This is a genomic window from Acidicapsa borealis, from assembly GCF_059115245.1.
In genome coordinates this window covers 731,030-746,637 of record NZ_JCACNY010000001.1, presented here as the reverse complement: position 1 = coordinate 746,637, position 15,608 = coordinate 731,030, and the positions used below count along the sequence as shown (strand labels likewise).

The window sequence follows — 15,608 nt, the reverse complement described above, 5'->3', positions numbered from 1 at the left end:
CGTCGCCTTGCCTCGTTGTGCATCCAAAGGACGGACGCGAAAACCGGCCGACTGGGAACAGGTGGCCGTCCGCTCTACGCCGAGAGCGAATCTCATTACTCTTAGGAGCGGACAAACATGTTTTTTATCTCTGGCATTTCGGGACACGTGGGCGGAGCTGCGGCACGGCACCTCCTCGCGGAAGGCAAACAAGTACGTACACTGTTGCGTGCACCGGAGAAGGCAAAGGCCTTCGCAGATCAGGGCGTGGAGATACAACAAGGAGACCTGAATGACCATGAGGCGCTTGCCCGTGCGCTGGATGGCGTTGAGGGAGCCTTCTTCCTCATGCAACCCACGATGACCCCACCATCTGACTTCAGCGATGCAAAGGCATCGCTCGCAAGCTACACTGCGGCTCTTGCGAAAGCGCCTGTGCCACGTCTGGTTGCCCTTTCATCCATGGGTTCAGAAAAGGCCGAGAAGCTCGGGAATATCACTTCGACGTCGCTGATGGAGAGAGCATTCAGCGACTTGCCGTTTCCGACTGCTTTCGTGCGCGCCGGTTCGTTCTATGAGAACTACGCGAGTGCTGTAACAACTGCACAGCACTCCGGCAAGTATTTCAGCTTTCAGCCTGTTGAGTTCCCGTTTCCTGCTGTCGGTTCAATTGACATTGGCAACCTGGTGGCGGAACTGCTTCAGAACGGATGGACGGGCAAGAAAGTCATTGAACTGGGCTCGTTGACGACGGCAAATGAGATGGCTGCTGCTGTAAGTAAGGCGATTGGTCGCGATGTCCAGGCCCAAGCTATACCTCGGCAGGCTTGGGCTGAGACCCTCGAGCATTTCGGTTTGCCATCGGGTTCCACGGGCCCTTACGAGCAGATGATGGAATCGATTGGCAACGGATGGATCGCTTTCGGCCAGTTGGGCACCGAACCGGTGCCCGCAACCGAAACGCCCGAAGAATTCTTTACGAAGATGGCTAACTAGCGGCTCTGTTTGGATGGGACGCGCGGTATTCAAATAGGAAGCAGATTCATTCTTCCGCTCTGAGTACTGCGCTCTCGTTTCTGCAACTTTTTGCGTTGCTTTTCCCAAAAGCAGCTTGCGGTCAGTTTCGATAAGCCGCGCGCCTTCTGTTGAAGCGATCTATCGCCGTTGCACTATGCTATTCGTCCTCCAGTATGTGAAGGGCTGCCTAGACCACTGCGATACCCAGGTACTATCTACCGCGACGTGCCTTTCGTCCTGATCCATTGAATCGCAATTTGTCTGATAGTTGACTGTCTAGACGCTTACGCTGTACGATCCTTCTATGCCAAGACCACGCAGCGACGATAAACGGAATCGAATTCTGGATGCGGCAACGCGCGTAATCGTGACGCAGGGACTGAGCGCTCCGACGATGGGCATCGCTAAAGAGGCGGGTATTGCCAATGGTTCACTGTTTACCTATTTCGAAACCAAGTCGGAGCTTTTTAATCAACTGTATCTTGAGTTGAAACAGGAGATGGCGTCGGTAGCCATGAGGGATTTTCCATCAGAGGCCGAACTTCGAGAGCGGTTCTTCCACATCTGGCGAAATTGGGGCAACTGGGCGCTTCGCTTCCCCGAGAAACGGAAAGCCTTGGCACAACTCACCGTTTCGGATGAAATTACGCAAGAGACGCGCGCGGCGGGGCACAAAATCATGGCTGTCATCGCTGAGTTGCTGGATCGGGTCCGCGTTGCAGGGCCTATGCGCAGAGTCCCAATGAGCTTTGTTGCCGCACTCATGAACTCGGTTGCGGACGCAACGATGGATCAGATGATCCACGATCCAGGCCACGCAAAGACTCATTGCAGAAATGGTGTGGAAGCTCTTTGGAGGATGCTCTCATAGGTTGTTCTTGTCTTCATAAATGACTGTCCAGACAGATAACAACGCGTCTACAAACCAGACGAATCAAAACCAATACAACGCTCGGAGTTATTTCATGCAAATGTCCAACAACACGATACTCATCACCGGTGGAACCAGTGGCATCGGTTACGCGCTTGCCGCTCAGTTCCTTGAGCGTGGCAATACAGTCCTTATCACTGGAAGAACAGAAGAGAGATTAGCGTCAGTTCGGCAGTCGCTGCCTGGAGTCCACACATATGTCAGCGACGTGAGTGATCCTGCTGCGATCCGGCGACTCTACTCAGAGGTTACCCGCGCGTTTCCAGATCTGAATGTCCTCATCAATAACGCGGGCATTGGTCTGAAACGTAATCTGAACGACACGACGGGCCAGTTAGAGGACCTGGACACGGAGATCAAAACGAACTTGATCGGACCTATTCAGATGATCAAGCAGTTTCTTCCCCAGCTAAAACGCCAGAGAACGGCTGCGATCGTGAACGTAAGTTCGGGGCTGGCGTTCGTTCCGCTGGCGGTGAAGCCGATCTACTGCGCGACCAAGGCTGCGATTCACTCGTACACGCAGTCTTTACGTGTGCAGTTGAAAGAGTCGTCGGTCGAGGTCATCGAGCTTGCGCCGCCGGCGGTAAGGACCAATTTCAATCAGGGGCAGGAGGAATTGAATTCATCTTCTGCCATGGACGTGAACAAATTTGCCAAAGCGTCTCTACGTGGTCTGGAGCGAGGCCAGAAAGAGATACTCCCGGGTTTGAGCCGCTTGGCGCGCTTGATTGGGCGCGCGGCTCCTCACGCGGTCTTTATGAAGGCCGAGGCCGAGCGAATGGTCGCGGAGAGTCAAAAGGACGCAAGCTGCCACGGTGAGCCCGAGCGCCCGCATAAACCCCAAGACGAGACGGAGGGAGCTTCCAATTAGGCCATTACAAATGGATAAATTGGCAAATTGCCAATTCTTTATCAGGTGCAAATGATCATCCCTTGCGGCGATAGCAGAAGTTTCTAGTGTGAGAGGACGAAGGTTTGAATCTTGGATCGCCTCCCGCGAATGCGTTCAAGCATGAAGACCGAACCCGGTTCCTACCCCAATCTCTTCGTAACGTTCGCTCTATGCGCCATGACGTGTGCGACATTTTCCTCGATGTAAGCAGTCAGCGCCTGCATTCGTGTGGCCAACTCCTTACCTAGCATTGTCAAGCTGTATTCGACTTTCGGCGGTTTGGTTGCGTGGACAGAGCGCAGTACAAATCCGTCCTCTTCCAGTGCCCGCAACGTCTGCGCTAGCATCTTCTCACTCACGCCGCCAATCAGATAGGCAAGCTCACTAAAACGATAGCTGGCGCTTCGGAGTAGGAGTACAAGCACGAGAGATCCCCAGCGCGATGTGACGTGGTCCAAAATGCTGCGCGTCGGGCAGTCTGACGAAAACAGGTTTCCTTGTTTGATACGGCTTGTCTTGGTGCTTTTAGGCCATGGCATCGATGCAGCTTACCTTAAGGTACGTACTTACGTAAAGTAAGTCGCAACGATACGCTGACTCAATCCGTCGGATTCGACGTAAAGGAGATTCTCATGATCGCCGTCACTGGTGCAACTGGGCAGCTTGGAACACTTGTCGTAGAGGGTTTGCTTCAAAAAGTACCTGCGAATGAAGTCATCGCCGTGGTTCGCACACCCGCCAAAGCCAAAGCGTTCGCCGAAAAAGGAGTACAGATCCGTACCGCCGATTACTCCGCTCCCGATACCCTGGAAGCCGCATTTGTGGGGGTGGAAAGGCTTTTGCTGATCTCAGGTAACAACCTAGGCCAACGTGTTTCGCAGCACAAAGCCGTGATCGATGCTGCAAGAGCAGTAGGCGTAAACCTCGTCGCATATACCAGCATTCTGCGTGCGGATACGTCGAAGCTCTTGCTGGCAGCAGAACACCTTGCGACTGAGCAGTATCTTCGGGCAAGCGGCCTCGCGTTCATTCTGCTGAGGAATGGCTGGTATTCCGAGAACTTGACCGCGGGCATCGTTCCAGCGCTTCAGCGAGGGACATTTGTAGGAGCATCAAAATACGGCCGCTTTGCTGCCGCACTGCGTGCTGAGTACGCAGCGGCTGCTGTTGCTGCGCTTACCGGTAAGGGGCATGACAACCAAGTCTATGAGCTTGCAGGTGACAGTGCTTTCACTCGCGCCGAACTGGCTGCTGAGGTTAGCAGGCAAACAGGTAAGACCCTTACGTATCGGGATCTTGAAGAGGCCGAGTACGAGAAGACGCTCACCACCTTTCTACCGCCTGAACTTGCACGCGTCCTTGCTGACGCCGATACACGATCTATCGATGGAGCTATCGACGATCAATCACATACGCTGAGTTCTCTCATTGGTCATAAAACGACTTCTCTAGCGGAGATCGTTGCTCAGGTGTTGAAGGCGATTTAGTCGAAGCTGCTCCCCGGGTGCTAGCGCGGCTGCTTCGGTTTGACCTCCGCAGCATGCCGCACTTCTCACCGGCGCATTGCGACACTTTTATCGAGCTGCTTTTGAACAGATCCCGGTAGCGCAGAGAGCACGGACGATAGAACGAATATTGCGGACGAATGGCGTGGATTCAGTATGTCAGCGTGACTGATGCTTAGGGAACGACCGAAATTCAAGTCGTTCGGACATATCAGGAGATACGGTGCGCTGGCTATGAAAGAGATTTGGATACTGGGAGCGACGGGCAGAATTGGAAAGAGCGTAGCCGAGGATCTCTCTCGGAGAGGCTGCAAGCTGTTCTTGGTCGGACGAAACGAAGCCGAGCTGAGAGGCCTTGCGACCGAACTTGGACCAAACTGCAAGACGTATGTCGCGGCTTCGATTGAAGATGCAGCTGCGCTGCTACGTTGGCCGACGGAAGTCGTGGTCTGCAATTTCATCGGTCCCTTCACCAACACAGGAGATGCCATCCTCTCGGTTCTGAATCCTGGGTGCGACTATTTGGACCTTTCAAACGATTCCGCCTCCGTGCTGCGAACTCTAGGAAAAGATGATCAAGCCAAGACAAGCAATCAGTGCTTCATTACGGGAGCTGGTTATGGAGTGCTTGCCGTTGAAAGTCTAGTATTGGCCCTCGCAGCAGGGAAAACATCGCCGGATTCCGTGCGCGTAGACAGCATCCCGTATATCGATAGTCCGGGCCCCGTTGGCGCAACTGTCGCGGCCACTATCGTAGATGCGATCCCTGCAGGAGGTGCCGTCTTTGCACAGGGCGTATACCGCAAATCTCGCATGGGCGCTCACTATCTCAAACTTGTCCTCCCTGACGAATCGACAGCAGGGACCGGGGCTGCATCTACCGGTGACCTGATCGTTGCTCAGAGAAGTAGTGGAGCCAGGAATGTAGTGGCAGGTTCAAGCATGGTGCCCGGATCACCCATCATAGGCGTCATCATGTCGCTGATGGCCCCGCTCTTCAGGGTTCCGGTCTTGAAGAACTTTTTCAAAAAGCAGTTTGCCAAAATGCCCGGATCCCCAGCGTCTCCGACGAGGAAGCATTCTTGGGTACATGCGAAGTTAGATTGGGGCGGCGGGATCAACATTGAGGGATGGCTCAAGTTGGGTGAGGGTATGGATTTTACTGCCAAAGCAGCGTCAGAAATCGCTTTCCGGTTAGCCAATAACCAAGGAAGGCCTGGAGCATTCACACCTGGAGCGATCTTTGGCGTTGCTCTCGCGCTTGACCTGGGCGCAGAGCTCGTCACAGACCACACCCAGTCCTAATGATGAAATGTGAACCCCTATGAAGCTCAGGCTCTGAAGACATCCGGATAATACCGGACCATCCAGATGACGCTCTTTGATCTCTAAGGATTCCCGTTGGAAACCTACCTGAAAGCCAGATTGCACTCCGACACTAAACCTGGATTTGGAACGCGGAATGTGTTCCTTATCCCACGCGAATCTGATTCAGGTCCCGAATTGCACCTCGCGCGGCGTTGCTGGTGAGAGCAGCGTATGCCTGAAGCGCCGGGGAAACGACGCGTTCACGATTGGCTGGTTTCCAGGCGTTACGCCCGCGAGATGTCATTGCAGCGCGACGCTCATCGATAACCTCTTTGCCCAGTTCTAGGTGGATAGAGCGAGCGGGAATATCAATTCTTACGGTGTCCCCAGTCTCGATTAGTCCAATGAGTCCTCCCTCCGCGGCTTCAGGAGAAACATGACCGATAGAGAGCCCAGAACTTCCGCCGGAGAAGCGTCCATCCGTTAACAGCGCGCAAGACTTCGCCAACCCTTTCGACTTGAGATAACTCGTCGGATAAAGCATCTCCTGCATGCCGGGGCCTCCCTTAGGGCCTTCGTAGCGGACCACAACGATGCTCCCCGCGATGACTTGATCCCCGAGGATTCCAGCGATGGCGTCTTCCTGGCTCTCGAAGACGATCGCCTCGCCAGCAAGTATGAGCATGGATGGATCGACGCTCGCTGTCTTGACGATGCAACCTTCCGGAGCAAGATTGCCAAAGAGGATAGCCAGGCCGCCATCCTTGCTGAACGCGTGCTCGACGGATCGTATCGCTCCTTCCGCGCGATTCTTATCCAGATCATCCCATCGAGCAGATTGAGAGAACGCCTTCTGTGTAGGGACATTACCGGGACCCGCCCGATAGAAGGTATCCACGAGCACTTCATCAGTCCGCATGATGTCCCAGCTCTCGAGAGCCTTCGCAAGGGTCGGAGCATGAACAGTCGGCACATCTGTTTCGATCAAGCCACCACGTTCGAGTTCGCCTAGAATTGCCATGACGCCGCCTGCCCTATGCACATCCTCCAAATGAACATCACTCTTAGCAGGTGCAACCTTGCAGAGGCATGGCACTCGACGCGAGAGTCGATCGATATCAGCCATCGTGAAGTGCACTTCGCCTTCGCTCGCGGCCGCCAGGAGATGTAGTACGGTGTTTGTCGAACCGCCCATAGCGATATCCAGGCTCATGGCATTTTCAAAGGCTTGCCGACTCGCGATACTGCGTGGCAGCGCGCTCTGGTCGTCTTTCTCATACCAACGTTTCGCGAGATCGACGATCAATCGGCCAGCGCGTCGAAACAACTCTTCACGATCAGAGTGTGTCGCCAGAACAGATCCGTTTCCTGGCAATGCAAGCCCCAGGGCCTCCGTCAGACAGTTCATTGAGTTCGCCGTAAACATGCCTGAACAAGACCCGCAAGTTGGACAAGCGGATCGTTCGACGACCGCGATTTCTGCGTCACTGTAGCTGTCGTCGGCAGCGAGGACGATGGCATCCACTAGATCGAATGCTTTCTTGATGCCCCTCATCGAGGCCTTGCCCGCTTCCATCGGTCCACCGGAGACAAAGATCGCAGGGATATTCAATCGCATGGCCGCCATCAGCATTCCAGGTGTGATCTTGTCGCAGTTCGAAATACAGACAAGTGCGTCTGCACAGTGTGCGTTGGCCATGTATTCGACAGAGTCTGCAATTAGTTCGCGCGAGGGAAGCGAATAAAGCATCCCTCCATGCCCCATCGCAATACCGTCATCTACTGCAATGGTGTTGAACTCCTTAGCGACCCCGCCCGCCGCTTGGATTTCGCCTGCCACTAATTGGCCCAAGTCTTTCAGATGAACGTGTCCGGGGACGAACTGCGTAAAGCTGTTGGCGACAGCGATGATGGGTTTGCCAAAATCTCCATCCTGCATTCCAGTCGCTCTCCAAAGACTACGAGCGCCTGCCATGTTGCGACCGTGGGTGGTCGTCCGTGACCGATAGGGCGGCATACTCTCTCCTGTGAAGCACTAGCCCAACGCTAACCAACGGGAGATGAGTTGTAAAATATATTGTTCTCATGTGATTAGGTCGCTCAGCATATCAATATGGATCAACGTCAACTCAAACACTTCGTGGCGGTTGCGGAGACGCTGCATTTCGGTAAAGCCGCTCACCGCCTTGGCATGACCCAGCCTCCTTTGAGCCAATCCATCAGAGCGCTTGAAGCTGAGATCGGTTCGCCTCTGTTTCTACGGACCAATCGCAGTGTGGCTCTGACCTCGTTGGGAGAGGAGTGGCTAGACTCCGTTCGCGCTGCTCTTGATGGGATCGACGCCTTGACGGGATTGGCTCAACGCCTTCGCAGCGGAGACGCTGGGCGGCTCGAAGTATCGTTCGTCAGCACCGCCGACTACAGCATCCTGCCAGCATTGGTACAACGCTTCAGGCATCTTTATCCGGCAGTTGAACTGCTGCTCACGGAGGCAACCAGCGATGTACAGATTGCATCTCTGCTTGAGGGGAACGGCAACGTGGGTATCATCATTCGGCACGCTTCCGCTGGTTTGCCGCCCGGGCTCTCCTATCGCAGACTTGTCTGCGAATCACTGATCGCTGCGGTCCCCGAAGGCTGGATTAAGAATGGCCGAATAACTCCTGTGAAAGGCCGCCTGAGTTCAGCCGAGATGACCTCATCGCCTCTGGTTGTCTTTCCGAGACGCGTAGCACCTTCTTTCTACGATCTCGTAATGGACTACTATGCTGCCCGTGGAGGCAACGTTCACATCATCCAGCATGCAATCCAGATGCAGACCATCATCAGCCTGGTATCGGCTGGAATGGGCATAGCGCTCGTGCCTTCATCGATGCGTCGTTTGGCACGTTCTGGGGTTGCTTATCTTTCACTGGGAGGCAAAGCTCCTCAGCTTGAGTCGGGGATTGTGTGGCGTGATCGTGATTCAACGGCAGCCGTTGCCAATTTCCTGCAGGTCGCGACTCCATCCCGGATCAAGAAGCGCTTCGCTGATTGAACTTTTAAGACCTGCTCAGCAAAGCGAAAAGTTAGGTACTCGGTGCATCTTGGGCTCCCAAGCCACGAAAAGCAAGCGCCAGGAGTCTTTTCACACGTGCTTCTCCCGCGGCACTCGGAGGAATTCGCCATAAAAGCCCGACGAGTACAAGGAAGTCCTCGGGATCGGTTCCGAGACGGATGTCACCAGACGCTTCGCAAGCCTTCATGAGTTGGCGAACGGCACCCAGCATCGGAACATAGACATCCTGGAGATCCTGATCCGTCGTCGCAGCATGGACGATGTCAGCTACGCCGTACTTCATCCGTCCGAACTTAGCGAGCCTGTCGCACCACAGACGGAAGGCGTGGAGCGGTGGGTACTTGCTGAGCAACACAGGAGCAAGTGAGACCAGTGTGTCGATCTCCTTGCGGTACACGCCAAGCACCAGGGACTCGCGACTCGGAAAGTGACGATAGAGCGTGCCGGCGCCGACTCCAGCCGCCTTAGCAATCGAGTTGAGCGACGTAGCGGGGTCGATGGCCAGCGCGTCACGCGCCACATCCAGGATGCGATCTCTATTGGCTCGCGCATCGGCGCGCAAAGTTTCATCTACGACCATAAGCTGCCTTGACTAAACGGAGAGTTCTCCGTTACGCTCTAACCGTAACCGGAGAGTTATCCATTTTTATCCCGGTTCGGAGGGAATATGCAATACAAAAAACTTGGTCGCACAGGTCTCGACGTGTCCCCCATCTGCATCGGCTGCATGGGATTCGGTGATCCTTCTCGTGGGCACCCGACTTGGGCACTTGGCGAAGAGGCCAGCCGCCCCGTGATTCGGCATGCCATCGAGGCGGGCATCAACTTCTTCGATACCGCCAACATGTATTCGCAGGGAACGAGCGAGGAGAATCTGGGCAAGGCGTTGAAGGAATTTGCCAATCGCGACAGTGTGGTCATCGCGACCAAGTTGTTTGCGCCCATGCGTACTGGACCCAACGCCATGGGCCTGTCCCGCAAGACGATCATGACCGAGATCGACGGCAGCTTGAAGCGGCTTGGCACCGACTATATCGACCTTTACCAGATTCATCGTCGCGACCAGAGAACTCCTTGGGAAGAGACGCTGGAGACACTGCACGATCTGGTAAAGATCGGCAAGGTGCGCTATCTCGGTGCATCCTCGATGATGGCATGGGAATTCAGCAAGGCGCTTCACCTCCAGAAGACAAACGGTTGGGCGAGGTTTGTATCGATGCAGAACAACTACAGCCTGGTCGCCCGCGAGGAAGAGCGGGAGATGCTGCCGCTCTGTGCCGACGAAGGTGTGCAAACAATCGTCTATAGTCCACTTGCACGTGGTCGGCTGGCCCGACCGTGGGGCGAGTCGACCGCTCGCACGGAAGCCGAGCCGTACGTGGCCAAACTCTCTGAGGCGACAGCGGAGAGCGACGAGAAAATCATTGAGACGGTAGGTCAGGTTGCGATCGAACGTGGAGTTAGCCGCGCGCAGATCGTGCTCGCGTGGCTGATGCGCAATCCGGTCGTTGCGGGACCAATCGTAGGCGCTCTCAAAACCAGCCACATCGACGAAGCAATCGCGGCGCTCTCAATCACCTTGACCGACGAAGAAGCCGCTCGATTGGAGTCTTCCTACTCTCCTCGTAGGGACATTCAGGGGATTTCCGATCCGGCCATCCTGGCTCGTATGGCAGCCGCCGTCGGGGTCAAAACTGCCGCGGCCTGATTTGATCGAGGCAGAACCGCGCCGCGATTTTCTACGCGGCGCGGCTGCCCAGAGTACGCACCGTCTTATGCCATAACTCCGTAGTCTTCCTCCACCCGTTCAAAGCTCCTGGTTGCAATCATTCCACCGACTGTTTCTCCCTCTTGGATGGGAAACAAGCGGTTGGGCACAGAAATCGCGCCCTTGGCATATTGGCGGGGCGATTGCCCTATGGTTCGCTTGAACGCCTTGCCAAACGCGCTCTCCGACTCATAACCGACTTTCCAAGCGATAGTCGAGATCGAATCGTCCGTATTCCTCAGCTTGTCTCCCGCCAGAATCATTCGCCAATGCGTCAGGTATTCCATGGCCGAGATTCCTACAGCAGCCTTGAATTTCTCCGCGAAGATTGATCGCGACATACCTGCTTGACGAGCCAAAGTAGCCAGCGTCCAAGCACGGGCAGGATCGGTGTGGATAGCGGTCAAAACGGCCTTCATCTGAGTGTTCGCCAAGGCAGAAAGCCACCCCACGCCTCCCCTCTCCTCCTCAAGGTGTAGGCGAAGAACTTGCACCAGCATCATGAGGGCGAGTTGTTGAACGATGACAAGCGCTCCAGGTCTGTTTTCTCGAATCTCTCGTCGCATTCGATCCAGACACCAACGCATCTCGGCTCGCCCGCTCTTCGAGCGGACATGAACGACGGGAGGAAGAACTGCCAGGAGCACCTCGGCATGGCTGCCCGTCAAGACGAAGTGCCCAGCGAGCATCAGAGAGTCACCGCCCCCATTCACTGTGACGATTCCGCCGTTCTCTCCGCCGGACACGAAACCCGCACCATCCATTGGAGTGAGACTCAGGTCGCTCGTCAGACCGAAAGGGAGACCGTGAGGCAGCAGAAAGCAATCACCGGCCTTCAGATGGATTGCGTCTTTCACCCCGTCGACAAGTAGCCATCCTTCTCCCGAGACAAGGGCATAGCACTTAATCCCCTCGTGCTTTTCAAACCGGACGGACATCTGCCCCCCGGTGTCAAAGCCACCACACATGTAGTTATGAGGCTTCAGCAACAGAATTACTTCTGAGAGAGGGTCCATAAAACCTCCGGACGATTGCGCCAAAATTGCGGACTATCCAGCATAGATCGTAGCCTGTTGCGCCACCTATTGTCAGCATATGGCTATTCGTTGGAGGACACGATGCGAGTCTTTGTGACCGGTGCAACAGGCTTCATCGGCTCGGCCGTCGTCAAGGAACTTATTGAGGCAGGGCATGATGTGACGGGTCTTGCACGCTCCGAGTCATCCGCACGTAAGTTGGCGGAGATGGGTGCTCATGTCCGGCATGGATCAATTGAAGATCTTGCGTCTCTGCGCCGTGGCGCGCAGGATGCCGATGCCGCCATTCACCTTGCGTTCTATCACGACATCTCGCATATGCCGTGGTCGACCCGGCTCCGCGTCCTCATGGGAGGCTCCCCAAAAGGCATTGCCCCACGCTTTTTTTCAGAGGCAGTTAGAACGGACCGGAACGCGATCAGAACTCTTGGAGAATCTCTCACAACGCATGGCGGCGCCTTGGTGGCCGCTTTCGGAACACTCGCGATGAGACCAAGCCACCTCGCCAAGGAAGACGAGTCACACGACCCTGCCTCCCTCGGATCGATGCGGGCTAATTCCGAGCACATACTGACGGAATTTGCATCGCGGTCAATTCGCACCTCGGTTGTTCGCTTACCCCCGGTGGTTCATGGAGCTGGCGATGGAGGATTTGCAACGCGGCTTATACAAATCGCCCGCAAGCGTGGAAAGTCTGTGTACATCGAAGCCGGCTCCAATCGGTGGCCATCAGTTCACCGAACTGATGCTGCCCGTCTCTTCCGGCTCGCGTTGGAACGTGGACGCGCAGGGGCGACATACCACGCTGTTGCTGAGGAAGGCGTCCGCTTCCGAGACATCGCTGAACTAATTGGTGGGCGGCTAAACGTCCCGGTCGTAAGCAAGTCGGCGGCAGATGCGGCGAAGCAGTTTGGATTTCTTGCCCCCTTTGTATCCATCGACAATCCCGTTTCGAGTTCCATGACTCAGGTGAGGCTCCTTTGGAAACCTACGCAACCGGGCCTTTTGGCAGATCTTGACCAGGCTTATTTTTAGGAAGCTAAACATTAGCCCACCAGAGACGAATGTGGCGTTTGGGAGAGCCATGAACGCAGATTCCGCAAGTGAGCAAGACGGACAATCATGGGAGAGCGTTCACGTCTGTCCAAACTGCGGACACGTCATCAATCTCGCGGAATTGGATCTGAGAGCAATCACTACCGGAATCGTGACGTGTCCGAGCTGTGATTGGTCAGGGCAGATAGAAATACAAATTGTCGATCAAGTGCCTCGCAAGAAACCGTCTTCAGTCCGTTCATAGCGCTATGCCGAAATGGGGAGTGGCAGTTGTTGGTGTCTCATCTTGTCAGGGACTTTGCGCATGTATGCGCGGACAAGTTCGCTAGCGATCTTCGAATCATCATCTGCACGGCAAACCAGGCATGTCTTCAGTTTTAGGCTCGACTCGTTGAGAGGGCGAACGGTCACTCCGTTGCGCGCCATAAGCAAAGCACCCGTCTTCACTACTAAAGCAATGGCGGAGCCGTCCGCCACAAAGGGAAATGCCTCCTCCGGGGCCGTCACATGCTGAATGCTCAGGGGACGAATTCCTCGCTGTGTCGCCTCATGAATGATGGCGTCATATACCGGAGGATGCATTGGACGGTCGAAAAGTATCCACCTGCGTCCTCGCATTTGATCGAGCGATACCGAGGGATAGCGCGCCAATTCCTCTCTCTTGGACATAGCAATATAAAACGGTAGCTCCGCAATCTGAACACAGGTGAGCAAGGGCGATTCAGGCGGTTCGTTCGCAATGACTAGATCGAGCACCCCTGCCAGCAAATCATCGATGAGATTCAACGAAAATTTGCTGACCAATTCGATCTTCAGGCGCGGGAACAGCGGGAGTTGAATCGAGAGGAGCGTGGAGATCAAGAACGGGTCGGCATATGGCGTACGCCCCACATGGAAAGTCTCATCCATACCCTGCATTACCGCTCGCGCAGATTGGACGGCTCGTTCGCCGTAGAGCAGTGAGAGCCGTGCCTGTTGGACATAGGCGCGGCCCGCATCGCTAAGGACAACGTGTTTGCGGTCACGGAGAAACAAAGGACCGCCAATCAGCGCTTCGACATCTTGGATATTTTTCGTCAGCATGGGCTGACTAATGCGTAATCTGCGGGCAGCCCGGCCAAAGTGCAACTCCTCAGCCAGGGCAATTACCGATTCCATCAGCTTCGTGTCGTTCTTTGACATGCAGCACCCCATGAACTCCGCGGAAATGGGGACAGGACGTTGACTGGCAGTCGGTTCTTCAACGTATCGGCGCGCAGGCGCGTCCCATCGTCAAGCTATTGAAATTGGATGACAGCCCTGTGGAAAAGGTGGGCCGATATGTGCTTATCAGCGTCATTGATAAGTAACCCCGTCCGATGAATTGGACTCTGCTGGCATCTTCGGCCATCTTCAGAGCACGTACGTTATCTCCGCCCCTCTTTGGGGGTTCTTTCAAAAGTGAGGTTGTATGCTCTCAGCCGCAAAAGCAGATCCACGAACCCTTACTCCGGCCTTCGAGCCGCTTCTTGATCTACATGAAGCGGCCAGTGTGCTGGGGATGCACTGGAAGACCCTTGAGGGCAAGGCCCGCCAGCACGAAGTCCCCGCTTTCAAGGTAGGAAAACGTTGGAGATTTCGGCTCAGCTCGCTGAATCACTGGCTTGAGACTGGCCTAAAATTGAATACAACCGATCGGGCCGATGTGACTAGACAGGAGCAGCTTCCTTGAAGCACACACGGCAACGTTACCAACGTGGCTATTTGCGGCGGGTGCCGCGAGCCAACAACAAGTCGGCTTGGGAGTATCGGTACGCAGATCCCCAAACCGGCAAGGAAAAATCCATGTACTTCAGCACAGAGCAGTTTCCAACGCAGACCGCGGTCGAGCGGCACTTGGAAACCTTTGTGCTCAAACTCAATACTGACAACCCGACGTTAGCCGTCCTTGAGCCCACCTTCGATACGTTATTGGATCGCTTCATTGAGGAAGAACGCCTGCTTGAAATCAAGAAGGTTCGACCCGGTGAATCCTGCGACAACGTAGGCGAGCTGAGCTTTTCGACAGCCAGTTCCTACCTCAGCGTCATCAAGCGAGTGCGTGCGAAGTGGGGAACCACTCGGATCACTCGTCTGAAGCCGATGAACGTCCAGGAGTGGTTACGAAATCTGGAAGCCGCGCCCAAAACCAAAGGTCACATAAAGGCAGTCATACATCGGCTGTATGAGAAAGCCATGCTGTGGGAGATGGTGGAGTGGCAACGGAATCCGATGGAGTTTGTCGAAATCAAGGGCATCAGCAAACGCCGGAAACGACCGGTGATCCTCACCGTCGAGCAGTTCTTTTTGATCCTTCCCCTGATTCCGCAGCCTTACCGCATGATGGCGCTACTCGCGCAATGCTCGGGTCTCCGCGTTGAGGAAGTCTTGGCTCTCGAAAAGCCGGACATCCACTTCGGGAAGCTCAGTATGCAGATCGTTCGAGCAGTTGTCCATGGTCGGCTGAAGCTGGTTAAAACGGAATACTCGGAGGACGAACTGCCTCTTGATCCGGACCTCGCCGCCATCCTGCTCGACTTCATTCGTGAAGCCGAGAGGGAGGCGCTCGCCAAGTTGGGAGACGAGAGCGTCGGAATCATCGAGTCGGACCTGCTTTTCGTCAGCCCCATGACGGGGCGGCATTTCCACGCGTCGCCAATCGGGCAGGACTACATCCGTCCCGCTGGTTGCTGTCTCGTGGATTGCCCGAACTGTGGGGCCGTCGCAGGTGAATGGTGCAAGACCGATTTTCCCGTTCCGAACGGGAAGCGCCTTCCGCTGCACGATGAGCGGTGGGATGCTGCCGGCAAGTACGGCGGCATCGGTTGGCACACCTTCCGGCATACCTACCGGTCCTGGCTGGACGAAACCGGAGCACCGATGGGAGTGCAGCAGAAACTTATGCGGCACGCCCAAATCTCGACCACGATGAACGTGTACGGCAACGCGCTGATGGAAGCAAAGCGCGAGGCAAACGCAGCAGTCGTTAACAGGATTTTGAGGAGCGCATAACCCATGAAGGTGAGCGTCCAAACG

The 15,608-nt window shown here is 55.3% G+C and carries 15 protein-coding genes; 10 read left to right on the top strand and 5 right to left on the bottom strand.

From position 1 onward, the window contains the following. Window positions 1-117 precede the first annotated feature (117 nt). The 3 genes from AC5S27_RS03090 (at window position 118) to AC5S27_RS03080 (ending at window position 2,801) form a co-directional block, all read left to right on the top strand. Window positions 118-975 (top strand): NmrA family NAD(P)-binding protein, encoded by an 858-nt coding sequence (locus AC5S27_RS03090; RefSeq protein WP_493933116.1) that lies wholly within the window; start codon window positions 118-120, stop codon window positions 973-975. Between the two features lie 325 nt (window positions 976-1,300). After that, entirely contained in the window at window positions 1,301-1,867 is a 567-nt protein-coding gene (locus tag AC5S27_RS03085; protein WP_493933115.1) for a TetR/AcrR family transcriptional regulator, read from the top strand. Between the two features lie 100 nt (window positions 1,868-1,967). Beyond that, the gene (locus AC5S27_RS03080) at window positions 1,968-2,801 is read left to right on the top strand and encodes an SDR family oxidoreductase (RefSeq protein ID WP_493933114.1); all 834 of its coding nucleotides are present in this window, start codon (window positions 1,968-1,970) and stop codon (window positions 2,799-2,801) included. Window positions 2,802-2,962: 161 nt separating this feature from the next. Here the strand turns inward: AC5S27_RS03080 and AC5S27_RS03075 are convergent, their stop codons facing one another. Next, window positions 2,963-3,361 (bottom strand): winged helix-turn-helix transcriptional regulator, encoded by a 399-nt coding sequence (locus AC5S27_RS03075; protein ID WP_493933113.1) that lies wholly within the window; start codon window positions 3,359-3,361, stop codon window positions 2,963-2,965. A 93-nt stretch (window positions 3,362-3,454) separates the two neighbouring features. Between AC5S27_RS03075 and AC5S27_RS03070 the strand changes: the two genes are divergently transcribed. Further along, window positions 3,455-4,309: an SDR family oxidoreductase gene (locus AC5S27_RS03070; protein WP_493933112.1), complete on the top strand. Its 855-nt coding sequence runs from the start codon at window positions 3,455-3,457 to the stop codon at window positions 4,307-4,309. 252 nt (window positions 4,310-4,561) lie between these two features. Further along, window positions 4,562-5,632 carry a saccharopine dehydrogenase NADP-binding domain-containing protein gene (locus AC5S27_RS03065; RefSeq protein ID WP_493933111.1) on the top strand — a complete coding sequence of 357 codons (1,071 nt, stop codon included), beginning with the start codon at window positions 4,562-4,564 and terminating at the stop codon, window positions 5,630-5,632. 166 nt (window positions 5,633-5,798) lie between these two features. Here the strand turns inward: AC5S27_RS03065 and ilvD are convergent, their stop codons facing one another. Then, window positions 5,799-7,652 carry a dihydroxy-acid dehydratase gene (ilvD, locus tag AC5S27_RS03060; protein ID WP_493933110.1) on the bottom strand — a complete coding sequence of 618 codons (1,854 nt, stop codon included), beginning with the start codon at window positions 7,650-7,652 and terminating at the stop codon, window positions 5,799-5,801. A 96-nt stretch (window positions 7,653-7,748) separates the two neighbouring features. On the opposite strand from ilvD, the gene AC5S27_RS03055 reads away from it, so the two are divergent. Next, window positions 7,749-8,672 carry a LysR family transcriptional regulator gene (locus AC5S27_RS03055; RefSeq protein WP_493933109.1) on the top strand — a complete coding sequence of 308 codons (924 nt, stop codon included), beginning with the start codon at window positions 7,749-7,751 and terminating at the stop codon, window positions 8,670-8,672. A 31-nt stretch (window positions 8,673-8,703) separates the two neighbouring features. On the opposite strand, the gene AC5S27_RS03050 is transcribed toward AC5S27_RS03055, so the two are convergent. Next, the gene (locus AC5S27_RS03050; protein ID WP_493933108.1) at window positions 8,704-9,273 is read right to left on the bottom strand and encodes a TetR/AcrR family transcriptional regulator; all 570 of its coding nucleotides are present in this window, start codon (window positions 9,271-9,273) and stop codon (window positions 8,704-8,706) included. Window positions 9,274-9,360: 87 nt separating this feature from the next. Between AC5S27_RS03050 and AC5S27_RS03045 the strand changes: the two genes are divergently transcribed. Next, on the top strand, window positions 9,361-10,401 hold the full coding sequence (locus tag AC5S27_RS03045; RefSeq protein WP_493933107.1) for an aldo/keto reductase: 1,041 nt from the start codon (window positions 9,361-9,363) through the stop codon (window positions 10,399-10,401). Window positions 10,402-10,466: 65 nt separating this feature from the next. On the opposite strand, the gene AC5S27_RS03040 is transcribed toward AC5S27_RS03045, so the two are convergent. Further along, entirely contained in the window at window positions 10,467-11,429 is a 963-nt protein-coding gene (locus AC5S27_RS03040; protein WP_493937260.1) for an AraC family transcriptional regulator, read from the bottom strand. Between the two features lie 150 nt (window positions 11,430-11,579). Between AC5S27_RS03040 and AC5S27_RS03035 the strand changes: the two genes are divergently transcribed. Continuing rightward, window positions 11,580-12,533 carry an SDR family oxidoreductase gene (locus AC5S27_RS03035; RefSeq protein ID WP_493933106.1) on the top strand — a complete coding sequence of 318 codons (954 nt, stop codon included), beginning with the start codon at window positions 11,580-11,582 and terminating at the stop codon, window positions 12,531-12,533. Window positions 12,534-12,800: 267 nt separating this feature from the next. On the opposite strand, the gene AC5S27_RS03030 is transcribed toward AC5S27_RS03035, so the two are convergent. Continuing rightward, window positions 12,801-13,736 (bottom strand): LysR family transcriptional regulator, encoded by a 936-nt coding sequence (locus AC5S27_RS03030; protein ID WP_493933105.1) that lies wholly within the window; start codon window positions 13,734-13,736, stop codon window positions 12,801-12,803. A gap of 268 nt (window positions 13,737-14,004) precedes the next feature. On the opposite strand from AC5S27_RS03030, the gene AC5S27_RS03025 reads away from it, so the two are divergent. Together AC5S27_RS03025 and AC5S27_RS03020 are read left to right on the top strand one after the other, a co-directional pair. After that, on the top strand, window positions 14,005-14,265 hold the full coding sequence (locus tag AC5S27_RS03025; protein ID WP_493933104.1) for a helix-turn-helix domain-containing protein: 261 nt from the start codon (window positions 14,005-14,007) through the stop codon (window positions 14,263-14,265). A 113-nt stretch (window positions 14,266-14,378) separates the two neighbouring features. Then, the gene (locus tag AC5S27_RS03020; RefSeq protein WP_493933103.1) at window positions 14,379-15,584 is read left to right on the top strand and encodes a tyrosine-type recombinase/integrase; all 1,206 of its coding nucleotides are present in this window, start codon (window positions 14,379-14,381) and stop codon (window positions 15,582-15,584) included. The last annotated feature ends 24 nt before the right edge of the window (window positions 15,585-15,608 follow it).